At 27.7% G+C, this 15361-nt stretch carries 12 protein-coding genes and 1 riboswitch; of the genes, 3 read left to right on the forward strand and 9 right to left on the reverse strand.

Annotated elements, in window-relative coordinates:
• Nucleotides 1-216: 216 nt before the first annotated feature.
• Together guaA and guaB are read right to left on the reverse strand one after the other, a co-directional pair.
• The gene (gene guaA, locus ABDZ71_RS01985; protein WP_343758329.1) at nt 217-1749 is read right to left on the reverse strand and encodes a glutamine-hydrolyzing GMP synthase; all 1533 of its coding nucleotides are present in this window, start codon (nt 1747-1749) and stop codon (nt 217-219) included.
• A 26-nt stretch (nt 1750-1775) separates the two neighbouring features.
• Entirely contained in the window at nt 1776-3230 is a 1455-nt protein-coding gene (guaB, locus tag ABDZ71_RS01990; protein WP_343758331.1) for an IMP dehydrogenase, read from the reverse strand.
• A gap of 102 nt (nt 3231-3332) precedes the next feature.
• A riboswitch (purine riboswitch) is annotated at nt 3333-3430 on the reverse strand.
• A gap of 281 nt (nt 3431-3711) precedes the next feature.
• Between guaB and ABDZ71_RS01995 the strand changes: the two genes are divergently transcribed.
• Entirely contained in the window at nt 3712-4452 is a 741-nt protein-coding gene (locus ABDZ71_RS01995) for a tRNA lysidine(34) synthetase (protein WP_343758333.1), read from the forward strand.
• Between the two features lie 90 nt (nt 4453-4542).
• Entirely contained in the window at nt 4543-6327 is a 1785-nt protein-coding gene (locus tag ABDZ71_RS02000; RefSeq protein ID WP_343758335.1) for an EAL domain-containing protein, read from the forward strand.
• Between the two features lie 78 nt (nt 6328-6405).
• Here ABDZ71_RS02000 and groL read toward each other — a convergent pair whose 3' ends face one another.
• Nucleotides 6406-8037: a chaperonin GroEL gene (gene groL, locus ABDZ71_RS02005; RefSeq protein ID WP_343758337.1), complete on the reverse strand. Its 1632-nt coding sequence runs from the start codon at nt 8035-8037 to the stop codon at nt 6406-6408.
• A 31-nt stretch (nt 8038-8068) separates the two neighbouring features.
• Entirely contained in the window at nt 8069-8353 is a 285-nt protein-coding gene (gene groES, locus ABDZ71_RS02010) for a co-chaperone GroES (RefSeq protein ID WP_343758339.1), read from the reverse strand.
• A gap of 308 nt (nt 8354-8661) precedes the next feature.
• Here groES and ABDZ71_RS02015 point away from each other — a divergent pair, with 308 nt between their 5' ends.
• Complete coding sequence (locus ABDZ71_RS02015; RefSeq protein ID WP_343758341.1) at nt 8662-9300, forward strand: TIGR01906 family membrane protein; 639 nt, start codon at nt 8662-8664, stop codon at nt 9298-9300.
• 2 nt (nt 9301-9302) lie between these two features.
• Here ABDZ71_RS02015 and ABDZ71_RS02020 read toward each other — a convergent pair whose 3' ends face one another.
• The 5 genes from ABDZ71_RS02020 to ABDZ71_RS02040 form a co-directional block, all read right to left on the reverse strand.
• The gene (locus ABDZ71_RS02020; protein ID WP_343758343.1) at nt 9303-10016 is read right to left on the reverse strand and encodes a TVP38/TMEM64 family protein; all 714 of its coding nucleotides are present in this window, start codon (nt 10014-10016) and stop codon (nt 9303-9305) included.
• Between the two features lie 232 nt (nt 10017-10248).
• Complete coding sequence (locus tag ABDZ71_RS02025; protein WP_343758345.1) at nt 10249-11739, reverse strand: 4Fe-4S dicluster domain-containing protein; 1491 nt, start codon at nt 11737-11739, stop codon at nt 10249-10251.
• Nucleotides 11740-11861: 122 nt separating this feature from the next.
• Nucleotides 11862-12776 carry a DNA-3-methyladenine glycosylase family protein gene (locus ABDZ71_RS02030; protein ID WP_343758347.1) on the reverse strand — a complete coding sequence of 305 codons (915 nt, stop codon included), beginning with the start codon at nt 12774-12776 and terminating at the stop codon, nt 11862-11864.
• Nucleotides 12777-12902: 126 nt separating this feature from the next.
• Entirely contained in the window at nt 12903-14288 is a 1386-nt protein-coding gene (gene gltA / locus ABDZ71_RS02035) for an NADPH-dependent glutamate synthase (protein ID WP_343758350.1), read from the reverse strand.
• The gene (locus ABDZ71_RS02040) at nt 14288-15178 is read right to left on the reverse strand and encodes a sulfide/dihydroorotate dehydrogenase-like FAD/NAD-binding protein (protein ID WP_343758352.1); all 891 of its coding nucleotides are present in this window, start codon (nt 15176-15178) and stop codon (nt 14288-14290) included. The genes gltA and ABDZ71_RS02040 overlap by 1 nt, the downstream gene beginning before the upstream one ends.
• Nucleotides 15179-15361: the final 183 nt, after the last annotated feature.

The following is a 15361-nucleotide window of genomic DNA, read 5'->3' on the forward strand; positions in this document are numbered from 1 at the left end:
ATTCCCGTATCTTTTGTATATTTTTTATCAATATTTTTTATACTTCAGGTTAATCATATGAATAAATTTTATAATATATTACTAATATTAATATATTTATTATAATTTCTTTTTTTCATAAATATATATAGTGAAATTTCTAACTATTATTAACAATAAAAAAGTGTTTTCAATTATCCCTTAAGATGAATTGAAAACACTTTTATAATTCTTATTTTATTCCCATTCTATTGTTGATGGTGGTTTAGATGTTACATCATAAACAATTCTGTTTACTCCTTTAACTTCGTTTACTATTCTTCTAGAAACCTTATCTAATACTTCATAAGGAATTCTAGCCCAATCTGAAGTCATAGCATCTGAAGAAGTAACTGCTCTTAAACCTATTGTATGGCAATAAGTTCTTTCATCTCCCATAACTCCTACTGATTGTATGTTAGGTAAACATGCAAAATATTGCCATATTTTTTCTTCCAATCCTGCATTTGCAATTTCTTCTCTAAATATAGCATCTGCTTCTCTTGTTATAAAAAGTTTTTCTTCTGTAATTTCGCCTAATACTCTTATAGCTAAACCAGGTCCTGGGAATGGTTGTCTCCACACTAATTTGTGAGGTATTCCAAGTTCCTCTCCTACTGCTCTTACTTCATCTTTAAATAATTCTCTTAAAGGTTCTATTAATTTAAATTCCATATCCTCTGGAAGTCCACCAACATTATGATGACTCTTTATTGTAGCTGACGTTTTAGTTCCGCTTTCTACTACATCTGGATATATTGTTCCTTGAACTAAATACCCTATATCTCCAAGCTTATTAGCTTCTTCTTCAAATACTCTTATAAATTCTTCACCTATTATTTTTCTTTTCTTTTCAGGGTCACTTACACCACTTAATTTAGATAAAAATCTATCTTCTGCATTGACTCTTATTAAATTCATGTCAAATTGCTCTTTAAATATTTTCTCTACTTGATCGCCTTCATTTTTTCTAAGTAATCCGTGGTCTACAAATATACATGTTAATTGCTTACCTACAGCTTTATGAACAAGAACTGCTGCAACTGAAGAATCAACACCACCTGAAAGAGCACATATAAGTTTTCTATTTCCTACTTTTTCTTTTATTTTCTTTATTTGTTCGTCTGCAAATGAAGCCATAGACCAATCGCCTTTCAATTTACAAATTTCAAACAAGAAATTGTGGAGCATTTGTTTTCCAAAAAGAGTATGCTCAACCTCTGGATGAAACTGAACTCCATATAATTTTAATTTTTCACTTTCCATAGCTGCACAAGGACATTCATCTGTTGTTGCTACAATTTTAAATCCTTCTGGAACATTTGATATGTAATCTGTATGACTCATCCAACATTGATCTTTAACTTTTATATTTTTAAATAATAAACTGTCATTATTTAAATCAACTTCTGTTTTTCCATACTCTCTTTTATCAGGACTTGTAACTTCTCCCCCTAAAGTATATGCCATAAGTTGGTCTCCATAGCATATTCCTAATATAGGAATTCCTAATTCAAATATTTCTTTGTCAATTCTTGGTGAATTATCTTCATATACACTATTAGGTCCTCCTGTAAAAATTATACCTTTAGGATCTTTTTCTTTTATTTTTTCTATTGAATAGTCATATGGAATTATTTCACAATAAACATTGTTTTCTCTTACTCTTCTTGCTATTAATTGATTGTATTGTCCACCAAAATCTACAACTAATACTAGTTCTCTATTCATTAAAGTACCTCCAACTTTCTTATTTATTAGTGACTTACACTATAGTTAGGTGCTTCTTTAGTTAATGATATATCATGAGGATGACTTTCTCTTATACCTGAAGCTGTTTGAACTACAAATTTTGCATTTTCATATAAATTTTGTAGAGTAGGTGCTCCTAAATATCCCATACCAGAACGTATTCCTCCTAGCATTTGGAATATTGTATCATATACTACACCTTTATAAGGTACTCTTCCTTCTACACCTTCTGGAACTAATTTTTTATTTCCTTCTTGGAAATATCTATCTTTACTTCCACAAGCCATTGCTGCTAAAGATCCCATTCCTCTATATACTTTATAACTTCTTCCTTGATATATTTCTGTTTCTCCTGGTGCTTCATCACAGCCAGCAAACATTGAGCCCATCATAACACATTTTGCTCCTGCAGCTAATGCTTTAACTATATCTCCTGAATATTTTATTCCACCATCAGCTATTACTGGAATTCCCTGTTTTTCTGCTTCTTCTACACAATCCATTACTGCTGTAAGTTGTGGAACTCCAACACCTGATACTACTCTTGTAGTACATATAGATCCAGGTCCTATTCCAACTTTAATACAATCTGCACCAGCTTCTATTAAATCTTTAGTAGCTTCAGCTGTAGCAACATTTCCTGCAATAATTTCAAGTTCAGGATAGTTTTCTTTTATTTTTTTAACACCTTCAATAACGCCCATAGAATGACCATGAGCTGTATCTACTGTTATAATATCAACATTAGCTTTTACTAAAGCCTCTACTCTTTCTAACATATCTTTTGTTACACCTACAGCAGCTCCACATAAAAGTCTACCTTTTTCATCTTTAGCACTATTAGGAAATTTCTTAACTTTTTCAATATCTTTTATTGTAATAAGTCCTCTTAAATTATTTTCCTCATCTACTAAAGGTAATTTTTCTATTTTATGTTTACTTAATATATTTTTAGCTTCTTCTATTGTTGTATCTTCTGGAGCTGTTACAAGATTTTCTTTAGTCATAACTTCATCTATTTTTTTATTGTAGTTTGTTTCAAAAACTATGTCTCTATTTGTTATTATACCAATTAATTTGCCTTTTTCAGTTATAGGAACTCCTGAAATTCTATATTTACTCATAAGAGCTAATGCATCTTCTATTTTATTTTCTTTTGATAAATAAAAAGGATCTGTTATTACTCCATTTTCTTGTCTTTTTACTTTATCAACTTCAATTGCTTGCCTCTCTATAGACATATTTTTATGTATTATACCTATTCCGCCTTCTCTAGCCATAGCAATAGCCATTTTAGCTTCTGTAACTGTATCCATTCCTGCACTTATTAATGGTATGTTTAAGCTTATCTTTTTTGTTAACTTAGTATTTAATTTAACCTCTCTAGGTAAAACTTCAGATTTATTTGGAACTAATAGTACATCGTCAAAAGTATATGCATGTTTTAATATTTGTGCCATATTATATCATCCTTTCTAAAAAAATAAAAACATATTAATCTTCTCTTATTGAAATTACTACTATAAGTGAAGATTAATATGTTTTAATTTCTGGTCAAATCACCCATATTAACACTCACTCATAGTCAGAAATTTATGGTTTCCGGTAGATACTCCCATCCTTATCATGGGGATATATGAGTTGAATTATTTCCTTCATTTTCTTAAAAATATGAAGGTTATAATCCTTTTTATTAAAATATTTGTTAGTATTATACTTCATATTATAAATAAATTCAATAGAAATTTTATTTTTTTATAAATATTACAAATATAACTTGAAATAAACATAAAGATTACAAGTTTAAATTAATATAAAACATATTGAATTAATAACTAAATTTTATTATTCTTAATGTAGTATTTAATCTTATTATAGGTTAAAAGCTTATATTTATCCTAACGTAACTAAAATTCAAATTTAAAACAGGAGTGATATTACTTGATAAGATTTAAAAAAGAATTTAATAAATTGTTCCTTAAAAATATAAGAAAAGCTATTGATGATTATGACATGATTAAACCGAAAGATAATATTGTTGTTGCAGTTTCTGGTGGAAAAGATAGCATATTTTTATTATTTTGCTTAAAATTAATACAATTAACTGCTGTAAAAGATATAAAATTAACTGCTCTTCATATAGATTCAGGATTTAATGATAATCTAACTTCTACTAAAGATTTTTGCTCTAAAAATAATATAGATTTTCATATAGAAAAAACTAATATAGCAAATGTGGTCTTTAAAGAAAGGAAAGAAAAAAATCCTTGCTCTCTTTGTTCTAAACTCAGAAAAGGGGCTTTAGTAAGAGTTTCTAAATCTATAGGTGCAAATAAGATAGCCTTAGGACATAATTGTGATGATGTAATTGAAACTTTATTTATGAATATTTTAAAAGTAGGTAAACTTGGTACATTTCACCCTAATATAGAGTATAAAAATAACGATATAAATATTATAAGACCTTTAATTTATGTACGTGAAGACATTATAAAAAAATTAGTAACTAAATATTCTTTGCCTGTAGTAAAAAGTAATTGCCCAAAGAATAAAAAAACTACAAGAGAAGAAATGAAAAATTTATTGTTTAAATTGGAAGAAATTTACCCTGAATCAGTAGAAAGATTATTAAAATCTTTATCTAATATAGACCTATTAAATATGTGGAAACAAAATAAATAATGTTTAAAATTTATTTTTTAAACATTTAATTTCTAATATATATATTAGATTATATATATTAGAAATTAAATGTATTTGAGGTATGATATTATGAAAAATTCTTTATCTGTTATAAAAAATATAATAAATACAAAAGACATAACTATACTTTTCCAACCTATAATATCTTTAAAAACAGGAGAAATATTAGGATATGAAGCCTTAAGTCGAGGACCTGAAAATTCTGATTTATACTATCCTGATAAGCTTTTTAATGCTGCTTCTTTTTGCAATAAATACTTAGAAGTAGATTCACTTTGTAGAAATAAAACATTACAAAAATTAAATCAATTAAAAAAAGACAAGTTATTATTCATAAATATCAATCCTACAATTTTAAATAATCAAAAATTCAAAGAAGATTTTACTATAAATTATTTATTTAAAAGCACATTTTCTCCTAGTTCTATAGTTTTTGAATTATCAGAAAAAACTGAAATTGAAAATTACGATAAGTTTAATACTTCCCTATCTTTTTATCAAAATAAAGGATATCAAATTGCTTTAGATGATACTGGCTCTGGTTATTCTGGACTAAAAACTTTATCAAAAATAAAAACTAATTATATAAAAATAGATATAGCTTTAATAAAAAACATACATAAAGATAAATTTAAACAGTATCTTGTTAAATTTCTTGTTAAATACGCTAAAAAATTAAATATAAAAGTAATAGCAGAAGGTATAGAATGCGAAAAGGAACTATCTCAATTAATTTATTTAGACGTAGATTATGCTCAAGGTTATTTTATTCAAAAACCATCAAAAAAAATTTCTAATATATCTCCTAATATAAAAAACATAATATTAAAGCATAAAAAACTAAATCCTAAAACTAATGCCATAAGAAGGACTACCAACAAATATGATTATTTTAACAAGTTTATAGGTGAAATTTGTGATTTTGAAAAATCTTTTACAGCTAACATTAGTTGTAAAGATATGCAAAAGTACATTAACACTTGTAAATTCAATGGAGTTTGCATAGTAGAAAATAATAATTTTCCTATAGGACTTATAACTAAACAATCTTTAAATTCAGTACTAGCTGTACAATATGGTTTTTCAGTGTTTTCTAGAAGACCTGTATCTCTTATAATGGATTGTAATGCACTAATTGTAGATTATTATACTCCTGTAAACAAAGTTTCTAAGTTAGCAATGAATAGAGAGGATTCTAAAGTTTATGATTGTATAATCGTAACAAAAAATTCTAAGTATCTAGGACTTGTAACAGTTAAAAAACTTTTAGAATTTACTACAACTATAAAAACCAATTATGCCAAACAATTAAATCCTTTAACAGGACTTCCTGGGAATATTATTATAGATAATATGTTAAAAGGCATTATAAGGGACACCCATACATTTTGTATACTATACTTGGACTTAGACAATTTCAAAGCATATAATGACGTCTACGGCTTTGAAAATGGTGATAGAATACTTAATTTTACATCAAACTTAATAGAAAATAAATTAAAAAACAAATTTCCTTATGATAACTTTATTGGACATATAGGAGGAGACGATTTTATATGTATTATAAAAAGCTCTTTTCAAGATTCAAAAGAACTTTGTGATTCTATATTAAATGAATTTGATATTGGAATTCTTAATTTTTTTAATAAGGAAGATATAAAAAGAGGATATATAGAATCTTTAGATAGAACAGAAAAGAAAACTAGTTTTAATCTAACTACTCTATCTATAGCTGGAGTATACGGTAATTTCAATTCCTTTTCTAATACAGAAGAAATCACTAAGCTTGCAACTGAAATTAAAAGTAAAGCTAAAAAAATTAAGGGTAGCAGCGTATTAATACACAATTTATAATTTTTTTATATAACAAAAGGATTTTTGATTAATCAAAAATCCTTTTATTTGTAACTCATATTTATTTTATGCTTTTTATTAATACATTCCTTCCATGCCGCCCATTCCTGGAGCTTGTGGCATTGGAGCACTTTCTTTTTCTGGAATATCTGCTATTGCAGCTTCTGTTGTTAAGAATGTTGAAGCTACTGATGCAGCATATTGTAATGCTGATCTTGTAACCTTAGTTGGATCAACAATGCCTTTTTCTATCATATCTACATATTCTCCCTTTAAAGCATCATATCCAATTCCAACTTTACTATCTTTAACTTTTTCTATAATTACTGCACCTTCAACCCCTGCATTATTAGCAATTTGTTTTACAGGTTCTTCTAATGCTTTTCTTATTATTTCTATTCCTAATTTAGAATCTCTTATATCAGAATCTACATTTTGTAGTTTTGGAATTATATCTATATAAGCTGTTCCACCACCTGGAACTATTCCTTCTTCTACAGCTGCTTTTGTTGCAGCTAGTGCATCTTCTATTCTCAATTTTTGTTCTTTTAATTCAGTTTCTGTAGCAGCTCCTACTCTTATAACTGCTACTCCTCCAGCTATTTTAGCAAGTCTTTCTTGAAGTTTTTCTTTATCAAAATCTGATGTTGTTTCTTCTATTTGAGCTTTTATTTGTGCCACTCTATTTTCTATTTGAGATTTTTCGCCTTTTCCATTAACTATTGTAGTATTTTCTTTTGTAACTTTTATACTATCTGCTCTTCCAAGCATATCTATAGTAACATCTTTTAATTCTCTTCCTAATTCTTCAGATACTACTGTACCACCTGTTAATATAGCTATATCTTGAAGCATTTCTTTTCTTCTATCACCAAATCCTGGAGCTTTAACAGCTACGCAAGTGAATGTTCCTCTTAGTTTATTAACAACTAATGTAGCTAAAGCTTCTCCTTCTATATCTTCTCCTATAATCATAAGTTTCTTACCTTGTTGAACTATTTGTTCAAGTATAGGAAGTATTTCTTGTATGTTAGATATTTTTTTATCTGTTATTAATATATATGGATCTTCTAAGTTAGCTTCCATTTTTTCTGTATCTGTTACCATGTAAGGACTTAAATATCCTCTATCAAATTGCATACCTTCAACTACTTCTAATTCAGTTCCCATAGATTTTGATTCTTCAACTGTTATTACTCCATCATTTCCTACCTTTTCCATGGCATCTGCTATAAGTTTTCCTATTTCTTCATTAGCAGCTGATATAGCAGCTACTCTAGCTATATCTTCTTTACCATTGATTGGTTTAGAAATAGCTTTTATTTCTTCAACAGCTTTAGTTACAGCTTTTCTTATTCCTTCTCTTATTTGAATAGGATTAGCTCCTGCTGTAACATTTTTTAATCCTTCTCTTATAATAGCTTGAGCTAATAATGTAGCTGTAGTAGTTCCGTCCCCTGCTACATCATTAGTTTTAGTTGCAACTTCTTTTACAAGTTGTGCTCCCATATTTTCATATGAATCTTCTAATTCTATTTCCCTAGCTATTGTAACACCATCATTTGTTATTAATGGTGAACCAAATTTTTTATCTAAAACTACATTTCTTCCTTTAGGTCCTAGTGTTACTTTTACTGTATCCGCTAATTTATTAACACCATCTTGCATTGCTCTTCTTGATTCTTCTCCAAATAATATGCTCTTTGCCATTTTAAACCCTCCTAACTAAAATCTTATATAATTATTCAACTATTGCAAGGATATCATCTTGCTTTAATATTGTAACTTCTTCTCCATCAAGTTTAACTTCATTTCCTGCATATTTAGAAAACAATACCTTGTCTCCTACTTTTACTTCCATTTTAACTTCTTTTCCTTCAACTAATCCACCAGGTCCCACTGCTACAACCTCTGCTACTTGAGGTTTTTCTTTAGCTGCTCCCGGTAATACGATTCCACTTTTAGTAGTTTCCTCTGCCTCTACTGTCTTTATAACAACTCTATCTCCAAGTGGTCTAATGTTCATGTAAACCCCTCCTTAAAATATATTTTGCTTAATTTATATATTTTTAAATAATTAACATAATTGTTAGCAGTCATTAACGTTGAGTGCTAATACAATTATTATAATAGTTAATACCACTTATAATATCAACCATTAAATAGTTAATTAATTGGTTGATATTCTCTGAATTTTATAATTATATGGCTATATTGTTATTTTAATCAGTTTTGCTATATAATTCATACACATCTATTATTATACCAAACATCTATATTTTATACAGGTTTTGTTGTAAAATATATATTTAATAGAAAGGATGTGTTTACCCTATGATTCTTAGAAATAAAACAAAATTTTTAGATATATTTATAGGATTAATTTTATCAATTATTATAATCTTAATTTCTTTTAACATTGTATTAAATTTTAAATATATATATTTCTATGATATAAAAAATTTATCTATAGAAAAAAACTCTTATTTAAATACTGAACAGATTAAAGAAGTTTATACATATTTGATTAATTACATAAGTTCTAATAGTTCAAATTTTAAACTTCCATATTTACCTTCTTCAAAGGAAGCTATTATACATTTTATAGAAGTAAAATACATTTTTTCTTGCATAAAAAAATTCATAACTATAAGCATAATACTACTATTACCTATTATAATTATGAAATTTAAAAATAAAAATATTATTTTTTTAAAATATACAGGCATGTTTTTATTATTGATTCCCTTAATATTAGCATTACCTTTAATAATAAATTTTGACAAAAGCTTTAATATGTTTCATAAAATACTTTTTAGAAATGATTACTGGCTCTTTGACCCTAGAAAAGACCCTATTATAAACTTGCTACCACAAGAATTTTTCTTTCATTGTTCATTAATAATATTGATTATAATATTTTTAAGTAGCATGATTTGTTTATATATATATAATTTACATAATAGAAAATAAATTTACTTTTTTAGTATCTTTTTTACTATTTTTTCTCCTTTTATAACCCCTATTAAAAATAGTGCTACAGCAGTTATTCCTATTCCCCAAAGTAATGGCCTACTACCTGCATTTATATTTGCACCAAAATATGCAGAAATTATAATACCAGGTATTCTTCCTAAGGTAGAAAAAATAAAAAAGTTTTTAAAACTTATTTTCGATATTCCACATATATATCCTAATGCATCTTTAGGAATACCTGGTATTAAGTATAATAAAAATACAACAAAATTTATTTCCCCTAAGTTTAATATCTTATCAAAAAACTTTATTTCTTTTTTAGATATAATTTTTTCTATTAAAGGCTTACCGTAAACATGAGATATTCCATATACTATACTACTTCCTATAACAATTCCTACTATAGAAAGTATACTCCCTAAAGTAGTATCATATATATACCCACCGGCTATTTGTATTATTTCTCCTGGTATAAAAAAAGCTACTACTTGAATAATTTGAAACATCAAATATACTAAAACTCCATTGCTACCATAAGAAAGTATAATCTCTTTTATCTTATTTGGATTTCTAAAATCAGATATATTTTTATAATATTCATATCCAACAAAAATTATTAAAATAAAAAATAATGATAAAACAATACTAGCCTTATTGTCTTTTATAATCTGTTTTAAAAAATCTATTCTTTCTTTCAAATTCTTCTTTTTCATCTAAAATCACCTTTATTTCAGTATGTACTACGAATATCATAATAACATAAAAATTAATTATATATCTAAAAAAAACCTTAATATTTACATATCATTTCATTAAATTTGTATTCATACAATATTGTTCCTTATAAAACAAAGCATATGCGTTAAAAATATTTAATTAATATATTTATAACATCATATGCTTTATAATCTATTCTTGTATCTAGTATTAAATTATATATTATACTTACTTTTTATGCATGTGTACATTATCAAATTTTTCTATTTTTTCATTATCAACCACTGATTTTTTCTGAGATTCATTACTAAATTTATTTAATTGACCTTTAACTTTTAAGGCAGACTTAATTGTAGCAGGACCTCCTATACAACCACCTTCACACATCATTCCTTCTATAAAATTAAAAGGTAGTTTACCAACTTTAGCTAGTACTAGTGATTTTTTAATATTATCTTTTCCATCAACTTTTATAGGATTAAATTCTCCTTCTATTCCCTTTGATTTAACATAATTTTGTATAGCTCCTGTAACTCCTCCACTTTGAGCAAATCTTCTAGAAAATGAAGAGGCATCTTCTATTTCTGAATTTTTACATTCTGAAACATCTACATCTAATCCTCCAAGTAAAGCTGCTACTTCCTCAAAAGTTATACAATAATCTATTGCATCTTTTAATTCTTCTTTTTTCATTTCACTTTTTTTAGCAGTACAAGGACCTACAAATACTACATATGAATCTTCATCTATTTTCTTAATCATTCTTCCTGTAGCAATCATAGGTGATACTGTAGTGGAAATCTTTTCTACTTGATCTTTAAATTTCTTTTCAATATATCCAACAAAGCCTGGACAACAAGAGGTTGTCATATATTTTTCCCCGGATTTCATTCTCTCCATAAATTCTTTTGATTCATTAACAACTACTGCATCAGCTCCACAAGCTGCCTCAATAACATCTTTAAATCCTATTGATTTTAATGCATTTTTTATTTGACCTACTTTTATATCATTTCCAAATTGACCTGCAATAGCAGGTGCTATAACTGCATACACATTTTTCTTTTCTTTAAGTAATCTAACTACATTTGTTATATAACTTTTGTCTGATATAGCTCCAAAAGGACAAGCTGCCATACAAGCCCCACAGTTTATACAGTCTTCATTTTCTATCATAGCTCTTCTATCATTTGGATCTATTTCTAAAGCTCCTGTAGGACAGACTCTTCTACAAGGTCTCATAACTTCTACTATAGCATGATATGGGCATACTTTCTTACACATTCCACACTCTCTACATTTATCTTGATCAATATAGGATTTACCATTTATTCTTGTAATAGCATTAACAGGACAAGCTTCCATACATTTATGTTCCACACATCCTCTACATGCCTCTGTAACTGTAAATCTATTTATAGGACATTGATCACATGCTGCAGATATAACATATATCATTTGATCTTCATCTTGTATATCCCTTAAATCCTGTGTTAAATCATCATCAGGATGATATCCTGCGGCTAACTGTGCTCTTTCATAAACTATAGTTCTTTCACGATATACACAGCATCTATATTGTGCTTTATTACCATCTAAAATATCATGTGGTATCTTAAGCATCTCTAATTTACTTATATTATCCTTTGCTGCTAATTCTACTACGTTTTTTAAAACTAAATATTTTATTCTTTTTAATTCAGTTTCAAACTTAATCATAAATATCAATATCCTCCAAATTATCTTCTTTTTTTAATTACTTGACAATTTCTAATATTATAAATGTTCGATAAAATTTTAACATGTCTTTGCTTTTAAAGCAAATTATAAAACTTTCTATACTATTTTAAAACATCAATTTTATTCTCTCTAGCATAATAAAACAGATATTGCTGAGCAAATCCAGACAAACTTTCAAATTTTTCTCTCCCAAATTCCCTTATCTTTTTTAAAGATACATCTGGAGCTAAATAAAAATATTGCATTCCTCTTTTAACCCATACATCTACAGGAAACGCTGAATATTTACCCATAGAAAATAGCATAATACAATCTGCTACTTTAGGGCCTACCCCATTAAATGTTTGAAGGGATTTATAACACAAATCATCTTCTTGACTAGTTATCCAATCTATATCATATTCTTCTTTAAAGCTATTTTCATTCTTTATATTATTGTCATATAATTTTGTTACAGTATCTTTTATGTACTTTGCTCTAAATCCAATGCTACAGTTTTGAAGATCTTCCATTGTAGCTTTAGAAAGCTGCTCCAATGTAGGAAAGGTATAATATACTTTCCCTTTATACTCTACTTTATCTCCCCATTTTTCACTTATAGTTTTTATTGCTCTTTTTATCATTGGAATTCTATTATTAGCTGATATTATAAAAGATATTATTATTTCAAATGGATCTTGCTTTAATAATCTTATACCATCACCATACTGAACTGCTTGTTTTAGTATTGGGTCTTTTTTTAAAGAATTTTTTATATCACTGTAGTCTCTATTTAAATCAAAATATTCAAGCCAAATACTATGAAAATCATCTTCTGTAGTGTTATATATTATAACATCACAATCTTTTTTTTCTAACTCTATGACCCTACCTTTAGCTACTCCTATATATGATCCTGATTCTTCTTTATACCATCTAAAACACTGACCGCATTCAAATATATGATCAAGCTCAAAGTTTTTTACATTTTTTAATATTATTCCATCCTTTAAACTTTCAATTTTATCAAAATCCATATTATTTCATCCTCATCCCATTATATTAAAAAAATTAAAAGCTACACTAAAATTAGTATAGCTTTTAACTTATTTTAACCTTTTTTTAAATATTGTCAAGTAACATTTATTGTTAATTCAAAAGAACTATTTATTAGATAAGTATTCGTCGATTGATTTAGCTGCATTCTTACCTGCACCCATAGCTAATATAACTGTAGCTGCTCCTGTTACAGCATCTCCCCCTGCAAATACTCCTTCTTTAGTAGTAACCCCTGATTCTTCTTTAGCTATAATACATCCTCTTTTATTAGCTTCTAAACCTTCTGTTGTTGAAGCTATAAGTGGATTTGGAGAAGTTCCAAGAGACATAATTACACTGTCTACATCTAATATAAATTCTGAACCTTCAATAGGAATAGGTCTTCTTCTTCCTGATTGATCTGGTTCTCCAAGTTCCATCTTAATACATTTCATACCTTTTACCCAACCATTTTCATCTCCAATTATTTCTACTGGATTGCATAATAGTTTAAAGTTAATTTCTTCTTCTTTTGCATGATGTACTTCTTCTTTTCTTGCTGGAAGTTCATCTTCTGATCTTCTATATACTACATAAACTTCTGCACCTAATCTTTTAGAAGTTCTAGCAGCATCCATAGCAACGTTTCCTCCACCTACTACAGCTACTTTTTTTCCTACTTTTATAGGTGTATCATAGTCACTTCTAAATGCTTTCATTAAGTTTGTTCTAGTTAAAAATTCATTTGCTGAGAAAACTCCATTTAAATTTTCTCCATCTATACCCATAAATTTAGGTAATCCAGCTCCTGAACCTACAAAAATAGCTTCAAAGTTTTCTTCATCTACTAATTCTTGTAATGTTACTGTTCTACCTATAATTACATTAGTTTCTATCTTTACGCCTAATTTTTTAACATTTTCTATTTCATGTTTTACAACTGTATCTTTTGGTAATCTAAATTCTGGTATACCATAAACTAAAACTCCACCAGGCTCATGTAAAGCTTCAAAGATAGTTACATCGTATCCTTTTTTAGCTAAATCACCAGCACAAGTAAGTCCAGCAGGACCACTACCGATTACAGCTACTTTTTTATTTTTCTTTGGTTCAGTTTTTGATAAATCTATATCATGTTCTCTAGACCAATCAGCTACAAATCTTTCTAATTTTCCTATAGCTACTGGCTCACCTTTTATTCCAAGAACACATTTACCTTCACATTGGCTTTCTTGAGGACATACTCTACCACATACAGCTGGAAGAGCACTATCTTCTGCTATAACTTGAGCTGCTTTTTCAAATTCTCCATCCTTTACGTGTTTTATGAATCCAGGTATGTTTATAGATACTGGACATTTACTTACACACATAGGATTTTTACAATTTAAACATCTGCTAGCTTCTTTAACAGCCTCTTCTTCTGTATAACCTAAACAAACTTCTTTAAAGTTTTTATTTCTTACATCAGGAGCTTGTTCTGATATTGGTATTCTTTTCATTCTATCCATTAATGATCACCATCCAATCCAATATGACATACATGTCCTTCTTTTCTTTCTTGCTCTTCTAAAGCTTTTTTACCTTCTTCTGTCTTATACATTGTTTGTCTTCTCATAGCTTCATCAAAGTCTACTAAATGTCCATCAAATTCTGGGCCATCAACACAAGCAAATTTAGTTTCTCCACCAACAGTAACTCTGCATGCTCCACACATTCCTGTACCATCTACCATTAATGTATTTAAACTAACTACTGTTTTTATATCATATTTTTTTGTAAGCTTAGTTACAAATTTCATCATGATCATAGGTCCTATAGAGATAACTTCATCATATTTCTTATTTTCTTTTTGTATTAAATCTTCTAATAAATTTGTTACTAAACCTTTGTATCCATATGATCCATCATCAGTTGCAACATATACATTACCGGATACTTTTTTCATTTCATCTTCTAATATTAAGTTTTCTTTAGACTTACATCCTATAATTACATCGGCTTTTATACCATGCTCATCTAACCATTTTACTTGAGGATAAACTGGTGCAGTACCAACTCCTCCTGCGATGAAAATAATTTTTTTCTTCTTTAATTCTTCAAGATCTTCATGAACAAATTCAGAAGGTTGTCCTAGTGGTCCAACAAAATCCGCAAAATAATCTCCAACATTATATGTAGCCATCTTATTTGTAGATGCACCTAATGTTTGGAATACTATAGTAACTGATCCTTCTTCTTTGTCATAGTCACAAATAGTTAGCGGTATTCTTTCTCCTTTTTCATCCATTTTTACAATTATAAATTGTCCTGGTTTTGCAGCTTTTGCTACTCTAACAGCTTCTATCTTCATAAGATATATGTTAGGAGCGACTTCTTGTTTTTCTAAAATTTTGTACATACCCTTATTCCCCCGTGAATAAAATAATTTTATAACAATTAAATTATAACACAAAATACGAAAAATTTTTTAAAAATTATTTATATTTTGTATTTTCTAGATATATTTCATAATATTTTAAAATATTCCATAGTAATATGCAAAAAACTCCCTTTAAATTATTAAAGAGAGTTTTTTTAAGTT

Origin of the sequence: Clostridium oceanicum, from assembly GCF_039521385.1 — a bacterium.
GTDB classification, from domain to species: Bacteria; Bacillota; Clostridia; order Clostridiales; family Clostridiaceae; genus Clostridium_F; species Clostridium_F oceanicum.